Source organism: Alkalimonas amylolytica (genome assembly GCF_900107845.1).
Lineage (GTDB): Bacteria > Pseudomonadota > Gammaproteobacteria > Enterobacterales > Alteromonadaceae > Alkalimonas > Alkalimonas amylolytica.
The window spans coordinates 110016-130453 of record NZ_FNRM01000004.1 but is presented as its reverse complement, the minus strand read 5'-3'; the positions used below and the strand labels follow the sequence as shown (position 1 = coordinate 130453).

14 protein-coding genes are annotated in these 20438 nt (G+C 51.1%); 11 read left to right on the top strand and 3 right to left on the bottom strand.

Annotation, left to right across the window (positions count from 1 at the left end):
* The first annotated feature begins 3 nt into the window (after positions 1–3).
* A complete protein-coding gene (locus BLW37_RS09505; protein WP_091342247.1) occupies positions 4–966 on the top strand; it encodes a PEP-CTERM sorting domain-containing protein in 963 nt (320 codons plus the stop codon).
* 310 nt (positions 967–1276) lie between these two features.
* Positions 1277–2038, top strand: a complete 762-nt coding sequence (locus BLW37_RS09500; protein ID WP_091342245.1) for a PEP-CTERM/exosortase system-associated acyltransferase — start codon at positions 1277–1279, stop codon at positions 2036–2038.
* A 92-nt stretch (positions 2039–2130) separates the two neighbouring features.
* On the opposite strand, the gene prsT is transcribed toward BLW37_RS09500, so the two are convergent.
* Complete coding sequence (gene prsT, locus BLW37_RS09495; protein ID WP_091342244.1) at positions 2131–4890, bottom strand: XrtA/PEP-CTERM system TPR-repeat protein PrsT; 2760 nt, start codon at positions 4888–4890, stop codon at positions 2131–2133.
* A 23-nt stretch (positions 4891–4913) separates the two neighbouring features.
* Entirely contained in the window at positions 4914–6158 is a 1245-nt protein-coding gene (gene wecC / locus BLW37_RS09490) for a UDP-N-acetyl-D-mannosamine dehydrogenase (protein WP_091342242.1), read from the bottom strand.
* 385 nt (positions 6159–6543) lie between these two features.
* Here wecC and wecB point away from each other — a divergent pair, with 385 nt between their 5' ends.
* The 9 genes from wecB to BLW37_RS09445 all read left to right on the top strand — a co-directional run bounded on the left by wecB (position 6544) and on the right by BLW37_RS09445 (position 18324).
* Positions 6544–7680: a non-hydrolyzing UDP-N-acetylglucosamine 2-epimerase gene (gene wecB / locus BLW37_RS09485; RefSeq protein WP_091342240.1), complete on the top strand. Its 1137-nt coding sequence runs from the start codon at positions 6544–6546 to the stop codon at positions 7678–7680.
* A 5-nt stretch (positions 7681–7685) separates the two neighbouring features.
* Positions 7686–8987, top strand: a complete 1302-nt coding sequence (locus BLW37_RS09480) for a hypothetical protein (protein WP_139243694.1) — start codon at positions 7686–7688, stop codon at positions 8985–8987.
* Positions 8988–9016: 29 nt separating this feature from the next.
* Entirely contained in the window at positions 9017–10024 is a 1008-nt protein-coding gene (locus BLW37_RS09475) for an NAD-dependent epimerase (RefSeq protein WP_091342237.1), read from the top strand.
* Between the two features lie 45 nt (positions 10025–10069).
* Positions 10070–11215, top strand: coding sequence for a GNAT family N-acetyltransferase (locus BLW37_RS09470; protein WP_091342235.1), 1146 nt, complete (start codon positions 10070–10072; stop codon positions 11213–11215).
* Positions 11216–11229: 14 nt separating this feature from the next.
* Positions 11230–12297 carry a GNAT family N-acetyltransferase gene (locus BLW37_RS09465; protein ID WP_171907586.1) on the top strand — a complete coding sequence of 356 codons (1068 nt, stop codon included), beginning with the start codon at positions 11230–11232 and terminating at the stop codon, positions 12295–12297.
* A gap of 63 nt (positions 12298–12360) precedes the next feature.
* Positions 12361–13839 (top strand): O-antigen ligase family protein, encoded by a 1479-nt coding sequence (locus BLW37_RS09460; RefSeq protein WP_245785682.1) that lies wholly within the window; start codon positions 12361–12363, stop codon positions 13837–13839.
* Positions 13840–13844: 5 nt separating this feature from the next.
* Positions 13845–15785 (top strand): asparagine synthase (glutamine-hydrolyzing), encoded by a 1941-nt coding sequence (gene asnB, locus BLW37_RS09455; RefSeq protein WP_091342232.1) that lies wholly within the window; start codon positions 13845–13847, stop codon positions 15783–15785.
* Positions 15782–16888, top strand: a complete 1107-nt coding sequence (locus BLW37_RS09450; protein ID WP_091342231.1) for a glycosyltransferase — start codon at positions 15782–15784, stop codon at positions 16886–16888. The genes asnB and BLW37_RS09450 overlap by 4 nt, the downstream gene beginning before the upstream one ends.
* Complete coding sequence (locus tag BLW37_RS09445; protein ID WP_091342229.1) at positions 16888–18324, top strand: oligosaccharide flippase family protein; 1437 nt, start codon at positions 16888–16890, stop codon at positions 18322–18324. The genes BLW37_RS09450 and BLW37_RS09445 overlap by 1 nt, the downstream gene beginning before the upstream one ends.
* An 80-nt stretch (positions 18325–18404) precedes the next feature.
* Here the strand turns inward: BLW37_RS09445 and BLW37_RS09440 are convergent, their stop codons facing one another.
* Positions 18405–20054 carry a phosphotransferase gene (locus BLW37_RS09440; RefSeq protein ID WP_139243693.1) on the bottom strand — a complete coding sequence of 550 codons (1650 nt, stop codon included), beginning with the start codon at positions 20052–20054 and terminating at the stop codon, positions 18405–18407.
* Positions 20055–20438 lie beyond the last annotated feature (384 nt).

Below are 20438 nucleotides of genomic sequence, written 5' to 3'. Positions count from 1 at the left end.
GGCATGAGATGTGCATTTACTTTAGGCAACAGACTTTCATGTTCGCTTAAGGAAATAGCTATGAAAAATTTAGGATTCGTTGCTCTGGCCCTGTTCGGTTCTGCAGCAATTGCGTCACCCATCCAAATCAACAGTGGATATGGTACTACAGCCCAGTTTAATGGTTTAGGTGCCACTAATTTGCCTGTGACTTCTACCTACACTCATGGTTTGGGTGCTGGTGCTGTAACCCATGCCAATGATTTGATTGGCCAGATATTGGGCTTCAGTGATGTTGGCTCTGGCGACATTGGCCAGCTTTTCCCTCTGCTGGGCGCTTCTGCAACAGCCGGTTATGGCAGTGATTGGAAGCTTAGCTTCTCTTATCAAGTGTCAGGTACTGCTGAGTTTATCGATGGTATCCTGCCTCCAGGTTTCTGCCCTCCAGCACCGGTTGGTGCTTGTGCGGATGGTAACTTAGTCGGTGGTACTTTCAATGGTCAGGAAGTTTTCGGAGCCTTTGATGGTATTGCTCCTAACTTCACCTCTGGCGTGTTTAGCTTCTTCTACGAAGATCTGAATACCAATACCAGTACTCAGGTGTTAGGCCTGAATTTGTTATCAGCAAGTGCGTCAGCTTTTAATCCAAACGTAGTGTTTAATGCTGCTGTTGATTTCAGCTGGTATGCCGGTGGCAACGCCTTTGTTGAGAATTTCTTCATGGATGTGAACTCAGGTTATTCCTTCTTTGATTTGTACACTCAAGGTAACGGAACCACTATCAATTTCCGGGCTGATTTCAACGTTGACCCTAACTACATCCCAGTTTGTGTGGATGCAGCCTGTCTTGAACTGGTTCGTACCACAGACCTGAATATCAGCGGTGTATTTTCAGTACCTGAGCCAACGTCAATCGCAATCTTAGGTGCTGGCTTGCTTGGCATGGGCTTCGTCGCTCGTCGCCGTCGCAGCAACAAAGCAGCCTAATCAACACAAGTTCAAGCGATTTAAAAAAAGCCAGTCGTCGACTGGCTTTTTTATGATTTGAATTTAGGTTCAGTCTTTGTTCATCTCATTCAGACTAATCTAAAAAGCGATGGTTTTTCCTAAATCAGTGATTCTTCTTTTACCAAGCTTGGGATATAGTGGTACGAAGTTTTAGGGAAGGGTGTCAGAGTGCACCAACCTCACGGATGATTACGCATGTGTTCGATTGAACTTACCAGCGTGTAAGGGCGACATAGCTGCAGCAACAAATTTTCAAACTAGAGCTGCAAGCGGTTTATTCATTGAGGGAATGGTTATTAATAATTTTTTTGATTATTTTGAGTTGGTGTTAGCAAGAACACCAGCTCAAAAGCGTGATGTGTATCACATCCGCTATCAAGTGTATTGCGATGAACTTGGCTTTGAAGATAAAAGTCAGTTTAAGCAGCCCCTGGAGCGCGACCGCTTTGATGGGCATTCACTCCACTTTCTGATCCGTCACCGGCGCACTGGGCTGGCAGCGGGTACAGCCCGTTGCGTTTTACCTTTTGATGAGTTTGGGCATAAGCAATCTCTGCCTTCAGAACACTTTTGCCAGCCAGCACTCGATAGCAGCATCATTACCAACCTGGGGCTTAGACGTGGTGACTATGCAGAAGTATCCCGTGTTGCGATTAGGGCTGAATTCCGGCGCCGTATAACACTGGATCACCAGGTGTATCTTGACCACCAGGCGTACCAGTTTACTTCGGACGAGCTGCAGAGCTTTTCACACATTGCAATCTGTTTGTATTTTGCCCTGGCAGCCTACTATCAACAGAGTCAGACTATTCACGCCATGATTGCTATCATGGAACCAAGATTGATGAAGCATCTGAATCGGCCTGGCATTCACTTTCAACCCGCAGGGCAGCTGATAGATTATCACGGCGTGCGCCAGCCCTTTATTCTGTACAAAGATAGTCTGGTGAGTGATATTAAACCGCTGTTCCGACCATTTTTTGATTCGGTGTGTCAATTAGTTACAGACGAGCTAACTCAGGAGACTCTGTTAGCACTTGATATCGCCTGACTCTTAGTCTTAGAAACCGGGTTGCCGCGCATAGAAAAGGGCTGTGATGAAAGCCCTTTTTTGTTGCATCCAAGATGCGCTGTATATCTGCTTTAGCGCAGTTGGCTTTGTAGCCTGGCCAAGCGCTCTAAAACGGTTGGATCGTCACTTCGGACTTGTGACAACACTTCACGCGCTTTTTCTCGCTGATTGGTTTTGCCCAGGGCCTCGGCGTAATTGAGCATGACCTCGGCATGATCGGGCCGTAAACTCAACGACTGCTCAAATTGCTTTAAAGCTTCGTTGGGTTGATTCAGTCGTAGCAATACTTTGCCATAGGTATCAATAATATCCGGGTGATTAGGTACCAACTCCATAGCTCGCTCGGCGTATGGCTTGGCTTGTGCTGCCTGATCGTTCTCCGTCAGTAACCAAGCGTAGTTGTTCAGCGCAATCACATTATTTGGCTCTCTTTCCAGCACGCTTTGATACATCTGTTTGGACTGAGCTGAATCAGTCTTCAACAGCAGGGTGGCATGATAGGTATCCAAGCCCTGATTGGAGCCATGCTGCGCGATATGCTGCTCAATAAACGTTTTTGCACTCGCTTCAGACTCAAGGGCGGCCAGACTAACGCCAATAAACAAGGCAGTCTCGTGCGTTGGCAGCTCTTGATAACTTGCCTGAAAGGCTCGTTTAGCGCCTGCATTGTCCCCGCGCATCAATTCAAGCCGCCCCTTGATAAACTGCATCTGTGGATTACTAGCCATACCGGCTGGCAAATTACTAATAACGGCAACCGCTTGATCAAGCCGCTGCAGTTGTGCCAATAAGGTGATTTGTGCTACCAGTAAACGCTCGTGGCCAGGATTATTCTTAAGCAAAGCATTGATGGTCTCCAGCGCTTTTTCACGCTCATTATTTAGCGCCAGGGCATTGGCATAGGTGTAACCGGCCTGAATATTGGCCGGGCTCTGCCGATACCAGCGCTCTGCCAGCCGAACCGCTGGTGCATGGCGCCCCAACTGCTGATGCGACTCGATCAGCAGCAAGTGGTGGCTGACCGGGATAGGCTGCTGCTGAGGATTGATATCGTTTAGCAGATCAATGACTTTTTGGAAATCCTGTTGGTCATGTGCAACCCGTGCCCGCAGCAAGCGAGCCGGGTATATCTGCTCATTCTGACGAAACAGCTGATCGATGCGTTTAGTGGCATCTGCAGTGTCCTGGCGAGCCTTGCCAACGGCATAGTATTGCTCCAAGCCAGCAAGGTACTGAGGATGTTGGTCCAGCATGGTTTTCAGTTGCTGATTCGCTGCCGTCAGATCTTGCTGTTGCACCTTGACCATCGCTTGCAACAATGAAGAAAAGGGATTCAAGGGCTTGATTCGCAATGCTTGGTCACTGAGTTGCACCGCTTGATCAAAACGTTGTTGCAAAAAATTGGCATAGGCTTGCAGGTTGTAGCCAGCGACCTGCATTTCAGGATCTTTGATCCACTCCTCAGCCAGCGCTGAAGCTTTATCAAAGTCACCTTGTTGCAGGTAGGTCATTGCCAGTACTAATCTGGTTTGGGTAATGGAAGGGTCCAGCTGCAGTGCCTGCTCCAGATCGCGGATCCCAGCATCCCGCTGTCCTTCGATACCCAGTTTGACGGTACCTATGGTGGTTAGTCCTGCCGCATCCAAATCATCCCGGCTCTGATATTGGCTTAGAAGGCTTTGCGCAGAATCTGGAGAACCTTTGCGAACCAGCTCAAAAGCGGTACTGGCGATCAATTGCAGGTTCTGTTCATGCTCCGGCATACTCGCAAGTATCTTGCTGGCATCTTCTGTTTCACCTGCTCTTAGCTGCAATAATGCGAACAAGCGCTGGGCATCAGGTATTTGGTACAGTTGATCACGAATCGGCTCCAGATGACGCAATGCCTGTTCTTCCAGGCCCAAACGCGTGGAGGAAATGGCTGCAATGACACGAGCCCTCGTACCCACCAGACCATGCCGGATGGCACGCTCACTGTGTGTTTTGGCTGCTTCAAAATCATCGCGCTGGAAGCTGACCAGGCTTTGTAAGTAATTAGCCATAGGCTGCTCTGGGAATACGCGAAGCAACAGAGCTAAATGGGGCTCACTGCTATCAAACTGACCATCGCGAACATAGGCTTGAGCCAATAACAGCCGGGCCAACAGTTTACTTGGAGCCAGAGCAACATACTCTTTCAGGTTCTCAATGGCCGCTGGCATCTCATCTTGTGCCAGCCAGATCTTACCTTTTAAATAGCGTGTTTCTGCATAGAGTTCACTGTCAGCTGCAACGGCGTCCAAACTCTTGATGGCAGCTTCTGCCTCGCGTGCACTCAAATGCAAGTGCGCTTGGGCCATGGCAGCAACATCCGCATAGCCCGATTGGCTCAGCCGTTCAAAATGCACAATGGCAGAGGGGGTGTCACCCAACTCAATCTCGGATAACGCACGATAGGTATCGACCAAGGCCTGATCGCGCTCCGTCAGGCTTTCGCTGTTCTCAAAGGCAGAAATCGCGGCCTGGTAATTGTTGCCCAGATAATAAGCTTGCATCAAGGGCAAGGCAATGTCTTCTTCCGGGGCACCGTAACGCATAGCCCGCTCAAGTTCTCGCTCTGCGCTTGCGGTATCGCCGATACCAAGTAAGGCTTTGCCGAGGGCTAACCGGAAACGATAATCGTCCGGCGATTGCTGCACAGCCGAGCGAAGTTCAATCACAGCAGCATTGAACTGCTGGGCCGCCAGGTACTCTTGGGCAGTAACATAGTGTGCTTCGCTGTCTTTTTTACTGCAGGCGCTAAGAGCCGCCAACAGGGCTAAACCGGACAGTAACCTTGTTGTTTTTTTCATCTTTCCTCTCCTTGAGCAGGCAATTAACCAAACAGACCGCGGGTGTCAATCACAACTTTGGCAGCCACATCGCCGGGCTTTAACGATTTAAATTGTTTGTGATCCACCAGTACCACCAAAATATGGGCGCGCTCCAGTGCTTCATGCAAGCTTACCAGTTGGGGGGTGAAAGCTTGGTATGCTTTGGGCAGCGAACGAATATTCGGTTCTACCCACAGCACTTCGCCGATGCGTTGCTCGGTAAGTTCTTTGGCTATATCCAGTGCCGGGCTTTCACGTAGATCATCGATATCGGCTTTAAATGCCAGACCAAGGCAGGCAATCACCGGTTTTTTGAATTCATCGGCCGCTTTTTTTACCCGATCCATCACGTAATGAGGTTTAGCATCATTAACTTCACGGGCCAAGCGTATCATTTTGGCTTGCTCTGGGGCTGAGTCCACAATGAACCAGGGATCGACCGCAATGCAGTGGCCGCCAACACCAGGGCCGGGGCTTAAAATATTGACCCTGGGATGGCGGTTTGCCAGTTGAATAAGCTCCCAGACATTAATCTTCAAATGGTCACATATCATCGATAGCTCATTGGCAAAGGCGATGTTGACATCACGGAAGGAGTTTTCAGTAAGCTTGGCCATCTCCGCAGTGCGGGCATCGGTTACCAGGCACTCACCACGAACAAAAAGCTGATACAGCTCCATGGCTTTGTGAGCACAGCGGGGACTAATGCCACCAATAATGCGATCGTTACTTACCAGCTCCTGCAACACCCGGCCAGGCAAGACCCGTTCCGGGCAATGTGCAATAAAGACATCGGATTGCTCGGCATTGGCATGTGGCATCCGTAAGTCTGGTCGTAGCTGTGCTAACCACTGCGCAATTTTTTCGGTGGTGCCAACCGGCGAGGTCGATTCCAGAATAATTAAATTACCTTTATTTACATGCGGGGCAATGGTATGGATGGCCGCTTCAATGTAGCTGAGATCAGGCTTTTTATCACCTTTAAAAGGGGTAGGGACTGCAATCATAAACACATCGGCAGCTTCTGCTTCGGTCGATGCTTTTAGTTTGCCGGTCGAAACAGCCGCTTGAACCAGCATATCCAAATCCGGTTCAACAATATGAATTTTACCTTGGTTGATTGTGTCGACAGCATGCTCAGAGATGTCCACCCCATGGACCTGAACGCCCCGGGAGGCTATCACCGCTGCGGTTGGCAGGCCAATGTAACCCAGACCGATGACTGAAATTTTGCTGAAATCGTGCATGCTCGTATCCTTGCTCACCTAACTGCATTCACTGCGGCTATACACTTATGATACAGGCCGTGATGAAAGACGGTCGAAATTGTGGTGGCGTGTCGAGTGGAGCCAGCAAGTTGCGTGGTGAAAAGTGGATGTTCCATCCGCATGGTCTTTCCACTTTAGCAGACTCTCGCACTCCATTGCTGCTGTTCGACATGCCTGTCATTTAACTAGAACAAAGACTAAACGATAGCCCTATAAAGCGCAATAGCTCGCCCTGTGCAAAGCGAGGATTTCTGAGGCCTTGCTGCTGAAATTCTTACCATCAGCGGTGGAAATTTTGATACCATCGTCATCTTATTCTTACCGTTCGTGTATGGACACTTCAGCAACAGATAAGGTTATCGTTATGCTAAAAACACTGATCGTGTTTGGAACCCGCCCGGAAGCCATCAAAATGGCGCCTTTGGTGAATACATTGCAACAAACGCCAGGCATTGAGAACAAGGTCTGTGTAACGGCACAGCACCGGCAGATGCTCGATCAGGTGCTCGGGTTGTTTGACATCAAACCGGATTTCGATTTAGACATCATGAAGCCCGGGCAGGATTTATTTGATGTCACCATCACCATTTTGCAGCGATTAAAAGCAGTGCTGCGCAGCTACCAACCGGATCTGGTGCTGGTGCATGGCGATACCAGCACCACCTTTGCCACCGCGCTTGCCTGTTATTACGAAAAAATTGCCATTGGCCATGTCGAGGCAGGGTTGCGTACCGGCAACCTGTTTAGTCCCTGGCCAGAGGAAGCCAATCGCAAGTTAACCGGTGTTTTGACACAGCTGCATTTTGCCCCCACCGAGTCAGCGCGGCAGAATTTGCTGAGCGAAGGGGTGGTGCCAGAGCAGATAAGCGTTACGGGCAACACCGTCATTGATGCCTTGCTGGCGGTGGTCGGGAAAATCGAACAAACACCGGCCTTGCTGCAAGAGTTATCAGAGCAACTGCCCTGGGGCCAAGAGCGGCGCATGGTGTTGATTACCGGACATCGCCGGGAAAGCTTTGGTGCAGGTTTTGATAACATTTGTGCGGCGTTAAAACAACTGGCCGATACCTACCCCGACTGCGACTTTGTCTACCCCGTGCACTTGAACCCGAATGTACGCGAGCCAGTGTTCCGCTTGCTGGGTGAGCAGGCCAATATTCACCTGATTGAACCGCAGGACTACTTACCCTTTGTCTTTTTAATGCGCCAGTCCTATCTGGTTCTCACCGACTCAGGGGGGATTCAGGAAGAAGCGCCTTCGCTGGGTAAGCCAGTCCTGGTGATGCGTGACACCACGGAACGGCCAGAGGCTGTTGCTGCTGGCACTGTCTTGCTGGTAGGCACAGACCAAGACAGCATTGTGCGGGAGGTCTCGCGGCTGATGGATGATGCTGCCTGGTATCAGCAAATGAGTGTAGCGCATAATCCTTATGGCGATGGTAGCGCTTGCCAGCAGATTGCCGAGCGCTTACTGCACTATCCGGCTGTCAGTAAGGGTTAGCCTACTTGGCCACGATGCAATCATTGTCCATGGTGGGCTTTACGCTGAGTAAGCTGCTGACTCGCATTCTGCTTGGTTGTCTGTTGCTGCTTGCTTTACTGAGTTTTTTGCTGCTTGATTTTAAGCCCTCGGTGCAAAACAGCTACCCAGTTACACCTGAAACGGCTTTGTTGGCAGAAACCTTTGGCAGCCGCCTTAAAGGCAGGGCCTTGCAGCAGCAACATCTGTATATCACATTGCAAGAGAGTCAGGCGCTCATTGCGATAGGTCAACGAGCTTTTCCCAAAGTCCAGGCCGAAGCCAGCATGACAGCCGACAGAGCTACGCTGGCATTGTCTTATCCGTTGCTGGCAGGGGCGCTTCATTTGAATGTGCAAGCCAGCTTGGTACCGGAGGAGCAGGGCGATTGGTTGGAGCGGGTGCAGCTTGGTTCTGTCTCAATACCTGGCTCCTGGGTACTGCGGGTGCTCAGTTGGCAAGCCAGCCGCATGCTGGGTTCGGATGAAGTAGCCCACTTGATTTACGCGGTGGAACAAGTGCAATTAGAGCCCAATAGGGTGCGCTTTCGTTTTGCTATTCCCGATAACTTGAAAGGCGGGCTGCGCTCAGGTTTGCCCTTACAACGTTTTTTGCACCATGAGCCGGACCGCACTGAAGCCTATTTGCAGCAGCTGCAAGCACACTACCTGCAGCATAAATCGCAGGAACTGAGTAGCTATCTGAGTGTGGTGTTTCATGCGGCTTATGTTCATAGCGAGCAAGCAGAGGTCAGTGCTGTGCTGGAAAACCAGGCCGCTCTACTGGCCTTGGGGGCATTTTTCGGCCCGGTTCACTTTGACTGGTTGCTTGCTGACGGGCACAAGCTCGTGCTGACCCGACCAGGCACTGGTGAGGTGCAACTGGCCGGACGCTTCGACTTACAGCAACACTTTGTGTATTCGGCTGTGATCAAAGCGCTCACCAACCGCGAGCTGGGGTTGTTGGCCGGGGAGATGAAAGAACTGCTGGATACCAACCCCGGGCGCAGTGGCTTTAGCTTTGTCGACTTACTGGCGGATAAAGCTGGCTTGCGTTTTGCCGAGCTGGCCTTGCAATCCGAAGACTCGGCCAAAAACCTGCAAGCGTTTTTTTTACAACCACGCGATGACAGTGACCTGCTACCAGAGTTTGAATCCTTGCACGAAGGTATTCAATACGAGCAGTTTCTAAGCTATTATGTCGACCTGGATTCTGCCGCTTATCAAAAGCGATTAGCGTTAATCCAACAAAAATTAGGGGCAATGCCGCTCTATCGTGGCAAGGATTAGCCAATAACCATTCAAACCAAGGATGAAGCATGAAGTTTTTAGTCACGGGCGCTGCGGGTTTTATCGGATTTTATGTCTGTCAGCGTCTGCTGGAACTTGGCCACGCTGTGATCGGGATAGACAATCTGAACGATTACTATGCCGTCCAGTTAAAGCAAGACCGCCTCGCTCAACTACTGCCTCATCCCGATTTTACCTTTCTACCGCTGGATATCGCCGACCGGGCAGGCATGGCAGAGCTATTCAGCAGCCATTCTTTTCAACGGGTCATCCATCTGGCGGCTCAGGCCGGGGTGCGCTATTCGATAGAAAACCCGCTGGTGTACGGCGAAAGCAATCTGATGGGCATGCTGCATGTGCTGGAAGGGTGCCGCCAGCAACAGGTAGAGCACTTGGTGTATGCCTCATCCAGCTCGGTCTATGGCATGAACCCGGTCATGCCTTTTTCCGTGCAAGACAGAGTGGACCACCCGGTGTCCCTGTACGCAGCAACCAAGAAAGCCAATGAACTGATGGCCCACAGCTACAGCCATCTGTACCGCATTCCGACCACAGGGCTGCGTTTTTTTACCGTCTATGGCCCCTGGGGCCGGCCGGATATGGCGATGTTTCTGTTTGCCGATGCCATTGCCAACGACAAGCCCATCAAGGTGTTCAATCAGGGCAAGATGCAGCGCGACTTTACCTACATCGATGACATCGTCGAAGGGGTGGTGCGGGTGCAGGATTGCATTCCACCCGCCAACCCAAACTGGGATCCGGCAATCGCTTCGGAAAGTACCGCGCCTTATAAAATTTTTAATATCGGCAACAATCAACCGGTTGAACTGATGCAGTTTATTCAGCACATTGAAACGGCGATGGGTAAAGAAGCCATCAAAGAGTTTTTACCGATGCAGGCCGGTGATGTGCCCGCCACCTACGCCGATATCGATGATTTAAGCAAGGCCGTTGGCTTTAAACCGGCGACACCTGTTGCTACCGGAGTGCAGCGTTTTGTCGACTGGTATCAGGATTACTACCGGATCCGGGGCTAAGCGGATGGAGTGGTTGAATCTTGCATTGCGTTGGTGTGCACGGTGATGAGTGACCATACGCTGCGCACCAGCTGGCAGCCGCTGCAGGATCTCGCTGAGATAGCGACGGATTGGCAGCAACTGGAAGCAGACGCCGACGGTAGCATTTTTGTGTCCTGGCTATGGGTTCGTGTCTGGTTGCAAACCTACCAACCCGATCTGATGGTGATGCGGGTATTCGCAGCCAATGAACTGGTTGGCCTGGCTTTATTCAGCTGCAGCTTCGAGCGTCGCCATCGGTTGATCGGCTCCCGCGTGCTGCGGTTGCACCAAACCGGTGTAGCCAGCCAGGACCAGATCTGGATTGAATACAATACGGTGCTGGCCCGGCGAGGAATGACCGGGCCGGTAGATCACGCTGTGTTAAACGGTCTGCTGCAGTGGCAGCAGTGGGATGAGTTGGTGCTGGCAGGTGTGGATGCGCACCAGGCCAAACAATGGCAGCAAGCTCCACTGCATCGGCAAATCGATTGGCAGCAACCATGCTTTGGCGTGGATTTACAAGCGTTACGTGACTCAGGTCAAAGTTATCTGACCAGCTTATCGGCTAATTGCCGTTATCAAATTAATCGCAGCAAGCGGCGCTATCAACAGTATGGCGAGCTACGTTTGGAACAAGCTCAAAACGTGCAGCAAGCACTGCAATGGTTTGATGCTATCAGCCCCTGGCATCAACAGCGCTGGGGTAGCGAGGCAGGGCAAAGTGGTTTTGCTAATCCGGAGTTTCTGGCTTTTCATCGGGCGCTTATCAAGGCAGCCTGGGCAGAGCAGAGTAGCGAGCCGGCACAAGCACCAGGGACCGAATTGTTGACTCTGATGGCCGGACAGCAGCACCTGGCCACCTTTTATCAGTTGCGTTATCGTAATCGGATTTATTTTTATCTGGCGGGTTTTCGGCCAGAGCTCGACAAGCAGTTGAAGCCCGGCCTGGTTGGACACAGTCTGTGCATCGAGCATTACTGTCGGCAAGGACGTGAGTTTTATGATTTTATGGCGGGTGATGAGCGTTATAAACGGCAGTTGGGCCAACCGCATGCCGTTTTATGCCAGCTTCGCTTGCAGCATGCCAGAGCGCGTTTTCGACTGGAGTCTTTTGCCAGGCAAAGCAAGCATAAATTACGGACTCTGTTTGGAGCAACGTCACAGCCATGAATGCAACGACTAGGATGGAACCACTTATCAACGCATGCACTTTCCATGAGCTGGCTGCCGAAGACCAGCCTGAAGCCGATGCCTTTATTGCCACTCTGGCTACCGCCAGCCCATACATACACAGTGGCTGGCGTAGAGCGGTTGAACAAGCCTATGGCCATACGCCAGGTTGTTTGGTTGTGCGGGATACCCGCCAGCCAGAGCAGCCAATTCTTGGGATCTTGCCTTATGTCCGTTTTAAACGACCGTTGGCTAGTTGCCGCCTGATCTCCCAGCCTTTTTGTGACTTCTCCGGGCCACTGGCCGTCTCCTCGGAACTGGAGCAGGCGTTGGTGCAACAACTGCAGAATCGTCAGCCCGAAGCCGTTGAAATCCGTTATGGGCATGTCGCCAATCCAGAATTTTCCAGCCAAAAAGTACGAATGGTGACGGTTTTGCCTGCCAGCTCCGAAGCCCTGCTGGCCAGTTACAAACCCAAGTTACGCAGTCAGATCAAAAAAGCAGAAAAAAATGGCCTGACCGCCGAGGTTCGCACCGATCGCGAAGCCGTGCGGCTGTTTTATCAGGTCTATAGTGCCAACATGAAGCGTTTGGGCTCACCGCCTCATAGTGTGGCCTGGTTTGATGCTATCTTGCAGCATTATCCGGCGGGCCAGGCCGTCATTGGTTTGGTTTGGTATCAGGATGTGGTGGTTGGTGCTGGTTTGGTGTTACTGCAGGGCGAACAGGCGGTGATCCCATGGGCCTCGACCTTGGCCGATTACAACTATCTGGCGCCCAATATGCTGCTGTACTGGACCTTGCAGGCTCATCTGGCTGACCATGGTGTGCGCTTCTTTGATATGGGACGCTCCACACCACAAGAAGGCACCTATCGCTTTAAAAAGCAGTGGGGGGCTGAGCCGGTGCCGCTGGACTGGCAATTGCTCAAACCTCAGCACAGCGGCATCACCCATTTACTGAGTGCCGACGATGCCGGGCCGTCCAGGCTGCGCTCCCTGGCAGAAAAAGCCTGGCAACAGCTGCCGTTGCCGCTGGCCAATGGCCTGGGTGCTCGTATCCGCCGGTACATTGCCTTATGATAGGTCGTATTCGCCCGGCATTGCTTTTGGTTACAGCCAGCCGTTGCAAGCAGGAGGTCCACTGTGTCTAAGTTTGCGCTGTTTTTCTTATTACTGTATGGCGGTGGCCTGATTGCGGTGCTGGCTTACAACGGCGCAGCGGCGTTTTTTCTGTACCAGCTGGTTTATATGTTTAACCCGGAAAATCGCTGGTGGAGTGCGGATATTCCCAGCATGCGTTATTCCTTTATCACTGCCTTGATGATGTTGTTGGCATTGGCGGTGAAATACCAGGAACTGAGTAAAATCAGCCCCTGGACCAAGCAACCGGTGTTTGGCTGGATGCTGGCTTTTTTACTGCTGCACTTTATCGCTTTTTTCTATGCACTTGATCCTGATGCACACAGTCGTTTTACCGATTACTTCTGGCGTTTGGTGGTGGTGATGTTGGTGGCTTATAAGCTGCTGAATACCGAGCGCTTGCTCAACATCGCTATCTGGGTCTATCTGCTTGGTGCCGCCTATGTGGGTTATTACGGCCATTCCATGGGGCGGGATAATCGCGGCCGTTTATCCGGTATTGGCATGATTGATACCAGCACCGACTCCAACCTGGCCGCAGCGGCTTTGGTACCGGCTGTGGTTTTGCTGCTGTATTACGCCTGGCAGGGCAACTGGAAAACCCGGGCTGTGGTTTTTGTCTGCAGTGCTTTTGTGGTGAATGTGTTGGTACTACTCAACAGCCGGGGCGCTTTTTTGGGCGTGCTGGCCGGCTGTTCACTCTTTGTATTTTTTATGCTGTTTTCCCGCATTCAAAAAGCCCGCCAGCGCATGGCGGCGGTGGGCATTGTGATCGCCGGTTTATCCGGCGCGCTTTATTTAACCGATGAGTCGTTCTGGAACCGGATGCAAACCCTGCAGGCGGACGAGCAGGGCCAGCGGGGCGGCGATGGCCGGGGCCGGATGCACTTTTGGTTTGGTACCTTTGATATGATCAAAGACTACCCGCTTGGCATGGGGGTAGGTGGCTATTCGACGGTCAGTGCCATCTATCTGGACCCCACCAAAACCAATTACACCATCGAGCGGCGGGTGCCGCACTCCACCTGGTTCCAGGTGCTGGGTGACTTTGGCTGGCTGGGGTTGTTTGTGTTTGTTGGCATGCTGCTGTCGGTATTTCGTATCAGCCACAAAACCAAGAAGTATATGATTAAGCAGGGGCGACCCGAGATTTACCACAAAATCCTGGCGCTGGAATGCGGTTTAATTGGCTTTTTAGCCGCGGCCACCTTTATTGACCGCGCCCGCGCCGAGATTTTGTTCTGGATGATTTTATTTCTGGCATCATCCAGCAACGTGTATTACTTGCAGCACAAAGCCAAAACGGCCGCTGCAGCGGCCGGCAATGCGCTGGGCCGGCTAGCGCCGGCTGGCATGCCTGAACAGCCAGGCGAGGGCAAAGCGGTGAGTCGGCCAGCACCACGCGGCCCGGTCACCAAGGCATCGCTTAGAAAACAGCTGCAATCTCAGCAGCAACTGGCCAATCACGGCAGCAGGGAGTAACAAGGATGTGTGGATTAGCTGGTTTTTTCCGCTTTGGTGAGCCAGAGACAACAACCGGGCAGTTGCTGGCACAGATGGGGCAGGCGATTTTGCACCGCGGCCCCGATGCTGGCGGGCTTTGGTTTGATCAGCACATCGCTCTGGTGCACCGTCGCTTAAGCATTTTGGACTTATCCGCCGCCGGTAGCCAGCCAATGCACTCGGCCTGTGGTCGTTACGTGATGGTGTTTAATGGCGAAATTTATAACTTTCAGCCACTAAGAGCCGCGCTGGAAGAAAAGGGCGAGCACTTTGTCAGCCATACCGACAGCGAAGTGTTGCTGCGCTTGTATATGCTGCATGGGCCGGCCTGTTTGCAGCAGCTCAATGGCATGTTTGCCATCGCGATTTGGGACAGGCAGTTGCAAAAGCTCTTTGTGGCGCGCGATCGTTTAGGCAAAAAACCGCTGTATCTGTATCAGGACGGGGACTATTTCGCCTTTGCCTCTGAGCTAAAAGCGCTGATGCCGCTGCCCTTTTTTAAGCGTGATTTAAACCCGCAAGCGCTACAGGACTATTTCTTTTACCAGTACGTGCCGGACCCTAAAAGTATTTTTAAACAGGCCCGCAAACTCAAGCCTGGCTATTATGCAGAGTGGCACCAGGGTCAGTTTACCGAGCACTGCTACTGGGATCTAAGCTTTGCCAGCCCCAGTGCCGCCTCAGAAGAAGAGTTGTCGCATCAGCTGCGTGAGCTGTTGGACGATGCGGTGAAAATCCGCATGATCAGCGACGTGCCGCTGGGGGCTTTTTTAAGTGGTGGGGTAGATTCCAGCGCCGTGGTGGCCAGCATGGCGAAAGCTAGTATGACGAAACAGGGGGCACAACCGGTGACCACCTGCGCCATTGGGTTTGATTCGAAAAAATTCGATGAAGTGCAGTACGCCAAGCAGATTGCGCAGCAGTTTGGCACCGATCACCATGAATTTACCGTGCGTGCCAATGTCACCGACAGCTTCCTGACGATTAGCCGCTACTTTGACGAACCCTTTGCCGATCCGTCCTTTGTACCCACCTACTTTGTCGCCGAGTTGGCCCGTAAGCAAGTGACGGTGGCGCTGGCGGGGGATGGTGGCGATGAGAATTTTGCCGGTTACAGCAAGTACGTGGTGGATCAGACCGAACATCAATTACGGCAAAAACTGCCGGGCTTTATTCGATCTATGGCCAACCCGCTGGCGCAACTGGCAGCAAAACTACCGGGCACCCCCGCACGTAAAGCCAATACCTTGTTACGTACCATGGCGCTTAGCCCTGGCCAGGGGTTCTTTTTAACCAATGCTTTCTTTAGCCCGGCATTGTGGCAGCGGCTTCTTTTGCCCGCTTTTGCCAGCGAATTGCAGGGCTACGATTCAGCCACAGTCACAACCCAGGCGTATGATGCGGCCGACAGCGACGATCATCTGTCTCGGGTACTCTATACCGATTTTAAAACCTATCTGCCGGGCGATATTCTGGTCAAAGTAGACCGTATGACCATGGCCAACTCGCTGGAGGCCCGTGCCCCACTGCTCGATTATCGCATGGTCGAATTTGCCGCCACCGTGCCATCGCGTTTAAAGCTGCACGGCCGGGAGAAAAAATACCTGCTGAAACAAAGCCAGCAGGGCATTTTGTCGGATGCTATTTTGTACCGTAAGAAAATGGGTTTTTCGGTACCACTGGCTGAGTGGCTGTGCCACGAGCTTAAACCGATAGGCGATCAGTTATTGCAAGCCAAGGATGCAGGCTTTGCTCAGTTTTTCCACCGGCAGCAGGTGCAGCAGCTGTGGCAGCAGCATCAGGCCGGTGATCATCGCTATACCCAGGAGCTCTGGACCCTGCTGGTATTCGAAGCCTGGTGGCAGCACTACATGACGCCGGCAACTCCATCTGATAATGAGCGGGCAGTTAAGGAACACGCATGAAGCGGGTACTTCACATCACCTACGACATGGCCATAGGCGGCACCGAGCAGGTGATCAATCAGCTGATCCGCGGTATGGATAAAAGCGTGGTCGAGCACCGCATTTGCTGCATCGAAGGCAGCGTTGGTGCCATTGGCCAGGCTTTGCAACAAGAAGGCATTGGCATTGAGGTGCTGGCCCGACAGCCTGGCTTTGATTGGGCGCTCATCAAGGGCATCCGTCAGTTGATTAAAGCGCACCGCATCGACATCGTGCACTGCCATCAATACACCCCCTGGGTCTATGGCTGGTTTGCCGCTTTAGGCACTAAGGCTAAGGTCATTTTTACCGAGCATGGCCGCTTTTTCCCGGATCACCATCGTCGCAAGGCCTGGTTGATCAATAAACTGATGGCTGCGACCACCCACAAAATCACTGCCATCTCCAAAGCCACCAAGGCGGCTTTGGTGGAGTACGAGTTTATTCCGGCAGGTAAGATAGACGTGATCTACAACGGCATTGAGCCTTTAGTCAGTACCGAAGCAGGCCGGGCCAAAGCCCGGCAAGAGCTGGGTATATCACCAGAGCAGCGGGTGATTGGTACGGTAGCGCGATTAGACCCGATTAAAAACCAGGCCATGATGTTAGAAGCCTTTGCCAGGCTTGCGCCGGAGTTTCCCGATGTGGTGTTGCTGCTGGTCGGCGATGGGCCAGAACGACACAACCTGGAGCAACTGGCCGGTGAGCTAAAGATCAACGAGCGGGTTATTTTTGCCGGTTTTAAAAGCCCGGCCACCGACTACATGGCGCTGATGGAGCTGTTCTTACTGCCATCGCTGAGTGAGGGTACCTCGATGACCTTACTGGAAGCCATGAGCCTTGGCATTCCCTGCATTGTGTCGGATGTGGGCGGAAATCCTGAGGTGGTGCAGGATGGCTATAGCGGTCGGGTGTTACCGCAAAATACCGCAATGGAGCTGACAACAGCCATTGTGGGGATTGTTAGCACACCAAACAGTGACAATGGAATGCAGCAAGCGGCTCAGGATGATTTTCAGCAGCGCTTTGCAGCCGCAGCAATGTGTGCTGCCTTTGCAACGTGTTATGCAGGAGTTCATCGCTGATGCGAACAGTCCGTACCGCCATCCTTCACTCTGCGGCCGGCAAGTACCTGATCAAACTGATTTCACTGGTAAGTACCATTGCCATAGCCCGTTTACTGACCCCGGAAGAAATCGGTACTTTTGCTATTGCCAGCGCTTTGGTGATGATCATGGCCGATTTTCGTATTCTTGGAGCCAATACTTATCTGGTAAGGGAAAAGGAGCTCACGGTCGATAAAATTAAGGCATCTTATGGTTTGACCATTTTAATTAGCTGGTCTCTCGGTGCTTTGGTGATGCTATCCTCATTCTGGGTCGCGGATTTCTTTAAGGTGGAAAATCTTGGCATCATCTTTTTTATGCTATCGACTGGCTTCATTTTTGCTCCTTTTATCAGTATTCCGAATGCCTTATTAAGTCGCGAGTATCGGTTTGATCGCATCAGCCAGATCGCAATTAGCTCAGCAACTTTGCAATTGATAGTGACGGTTGGCTTTATTTTGCTAGGCTTTAGTTATTACGCTTTGGCGATAGGGCATATTGTGTCGGTTTTCGTAACCTTCAGTTTGGGGGTTTATGCCACGCGCCAGCAAAGCCTGGTTTGGCCCAGCTTTCAAAACATGAAACCTATAGCCAGCTTAGGAATTTACAGCACCCTCGGCAAAACATTTCGCAATATGCAGCTAACCGCGCCAGACGTTATTATTGGTAAGCTTGGTACTACAGCTCAGGTAGCCATGTTTTCGCGCGGTCTTGGTTTTATTAACTTTGTTACCGACTCGATTTATGCAGGGGTGCGTCCGGTGGTGCAGCCCTTTTTATCGAGAAAGAAAAACGATGGAGCCGATTTAGCCTACACCTACACGGCGGCGAGCCACTTGATGCTTGGCTTGATTTTGCCAGTACTCAGCGTCACTAGCGTGGTGACTTTGCCAGCGATTCAGATTATGTTTGGAGATCAATGGCTGGCAGCTGCAGCGCCAGCTAGCATTCTGACATTATGGGCCATGTTACGTGCCATTCACTTGCTATCTCCTCAAGCATTGATTGCGAATCATGCTGAAAAGGTGATGTTCTTGAAAGAGCTATTATTGTTTGTTGTGTTCATTTTTCTGGTGATTCAGACCTTCCCGTATGGACTAACGGCAATCGCTTGGGCCTTCGTTGCGACAGGGTTACTGGATGTGGTGGTCTCCAGTCTGGTACTAAGAAGATACTTACAGCTGCAGATACTGGCTTTCTTTCGCTCCATTTTGCCATCCGTGGTTATTGCTGTACTGTGTTGGGCTTTTGTTTTTGCTATTGATATCAAATGGACCATTGCTGAACAAAGTCTATTGTTTATCTTAGGTTTGTTATTTTTTGTGGTACCGGTGCTCTGGTTGACACTGATCTTTGTGTTACGACACCCGATCAGTGTTGAAATACGTAGCTTGTATTTGCGAACAAAGCGCTGATACAGACAGCGTCATTAAAAACACCGCTTTTCTATATCAAAGTACATAGCCAGCAACGACTCGACTGGCTACTTCTGAAACTAGTTAGCGAGTATGGACGTTTGTGATAAGTCTGCTTGGATCTGGAGCGAGCCGCTGTTAGCCTCAATACTGAAAAATTCGTCGACGATTTTACCGGCATCAGCGGATAAATGAGCCCGCGTTGTAAAGCCTTCAAATTGCACCTGATGAGCAAGGGTGATCAACCAGTGCAGCCTGGTCCAGAAAGGGTGTAGTGCCGATGGGCTTTGTAACAGTTGATAAGACTGGTTGGTTAGTTCTGACAACTCAGAAGATGCCGTGTTTGCATTTAAAACCATCGCAAAAGCATCCCGTTGGTTGCTTGCCTGCCGACTGCAGCGACTAAATAAATAGGAAAGCAGATTCAAGGCCAATGGAGCTTGTAAGGTACTTTCATCCCAATCAATGACGGCAACGGGCTGCTCGGCTGCGTTAAACAAGACGTTGCTTTGACTCAGGTCATGGTGTACTACACCGCAAGGGATAATGTGTTTGGACAAGTTTTGCTGAAAGTAGCTTTTGATGACACTTAGTTGTGCTGTTGAAAGCAGTCCTTCGAGCTGGTGATAGCTTTTATCCAGCATGGCATCAATCAAGGGCCCAGCATCCTGTGAACTGGGATCATTGCTAAGCCTGCTAAAGGCATTGAGGACACCCAGCATCACTTCTTGCTCCATGTGCGCATCCTTGAGTGTTTTAAGTGGCTGACCGGAGCACTCCGTTTCGATGGAATAAAAATAGCCATCAATAACATTTTCCTGAAGGACTACTGGGGTAAGGAGCTTGGTCTGATGTCGCAGACTAATCAACACAGCCGTATTCTGTTGTGCATCTGCTCTTGCCCTTTCTGACAATGTGATCTTGCCGATCAAAGGCATCTTTGCTTCTAAGAAAACGATAAGTTTGTCTTTTTTGCTCACCAAAACCTGTTTCAGCTCTAATCCAGCCTCCGACTGCGAAGCTGGTATGTTATCCATCAGTTTATGCAATGGGGACGGGGTCGTTTCACTTGGCCAGACAGCAAAAAAAACTGCATGATCGACAAGTTGCTTATTCAGGCTGCGTTGCCCCTCTTGAGTGGCTGGCGGTATGGGAAGAAAGCGCTTAATACTTCCATCTGCGACACGTTCAGCAATGTATTGGTAACAGGAAAAGTTGGCCGCACTCTTAGCTGGGCTGAGTGCTCGTAGTAAACTTAGTTCAGGGTCGGGCAGCAAGCTTGTCATCAGCTTTCGTAAGCGCCGTCTTAGTGTTGTTTCTGTCACTTTGCGAAGCAGACTGGCATTGGTAAGGCGTCGAAGAATAACCAGTCGACCAAGTTGGCCTCCGGCTGCCTTGATGCGTTTAAGCCATGAAGCCAAGCCCTTGGTTGCAAGTGGATTTAAAGTATCCAGACAAATAAAAGTATGTGTGAACTCAGTGCGCAATACCTGATTGCAAAAGTCTGCACTTTGAACACACTCTTGCGGTCTTTCTTCAGTATCCGTTAACCAGGCCTCCAGTTCTTGTTGTGAACGGTAGGCTTTTATATTGCCGCCGCAGACACGCCCAGGCTGGAGCTTCAGGGATAAACAATACGCAGCTGTTGTTACTGACACTGGGAGCAAGGGGAGGACTTCTCTTGGTAGCTGCACTACGGCTTCCTTACAAAAAAATTCATCTGGTTTCAATCAAACATGGGAGATCCCATGTGGATACAGCGTGGGCAATTTGACTGAAGTACAGTTTCATGCGGCAGCCCGGCTATGATACCAAGATTACCGCTGTGGATAAATATTGTTCAGCTTGAATTGCACCAAAACGCCTCTCAAAAGACAGTCATCGCTGTTGCTTATTAGCTAAAAAATAACAAGTTAGCCCGGTATAACTTGGGAATTAAACTATTTGCGCGAAATATAGGCATTTCTGGCGATTTCCTGCTAGGTTAATAGGGACAACAGGATCGCAGGTGGTTTTAAGCGAAGCTGAAGTCTGTTGTGTACTTAATTTTTGATTGCGCGCTAACGGTTAGGCCCGGATATGGAGTTGGTTTGGGCAACTGCACGAATACAAAG

What these genes read in the sequence shown, in the direction of transcription:
- BLW37_RS09500 (WP_091342245.1), top strand. Translation starts at nt 1,277, where the DNA reads ATGGTTATTAATAATTTTTTTGATTATTTTGAGTTGGTGTTAGCAAGA.
- BLW37_RS09505 (WP_091342247.1), top strand. Translation starts at nt 4, where the DNA reads ATGAGATGTGCATTTACTTTAGGCAACAGACTTTCATGTTCGCTTAAG.
- BLW37_RS09465 (WP_171907586.1), top strand. Translation starts at nt 11,230, where the DNA reads ATGGAACCACTTATCAACGCATGCACTTTCCATGAGCTGGCTGCCGAA.
- BLW37_RS09475 (WP_091342237.1), top strand. Translation starts at nt 9,017, where the DNA reads ATGAAGTTTTTAGTCACGGGCGCTGCGGGTTTTATCGGATTTTATGTC.
- BLW37_RS09445 (WP_091342229.1), top strand. Translation starts at nt 16,888, where the DNA reads ATGCGAACAGTCCGTACCGCCATCCTTCACTCTGCGGCCGGCAAGTAC.
- BLW37_RS09470 (WP_091342235.1), top strand. Translation starts at nt 10,070, where the DNA reads ATGAGTGACCATACGCTGCGCACCAGCTGGCAGCCGCTGCAGGATCTC.
- prsT (WP_091342244.1), bottom strand. Translation starts at nt 4,890, where the DNA reads ATGAAAAAAACAACAAGGTTACTGTCCGGTTTAGCCCTGTTGGCGGCT.
- wecC (WP_091342242.1), bottom strand. Translation starts at nt 6,158, where the DNA reads ATGCACGATTTCAGCAAAATTTCAGTCATCGGTCTGGGTTACATTGGC.
- asnB (WP_091342232.1), top strand. Translation starts at nt 13,845, where the DNA reads ATGTGTGGATTAGCTGGTTTTTTCCGCTTTGGTGAGCCAGAGACAACA.
- wecB (WP_091342240.1), top strand. Translation starts at nt 6,544, where the DNA reads ATGCTAAAAACACTGATCGTGTTTGGAACCCGCCCGGAAGCCATCAAA.
- BLW37_RS09450 (WP_091342231.1), top strand. Translation starts at nt 15,782, where the DNA reads ATGAAGCGGGTACTTCACATCACCTACGACATGGCCATAGGCGGCACC.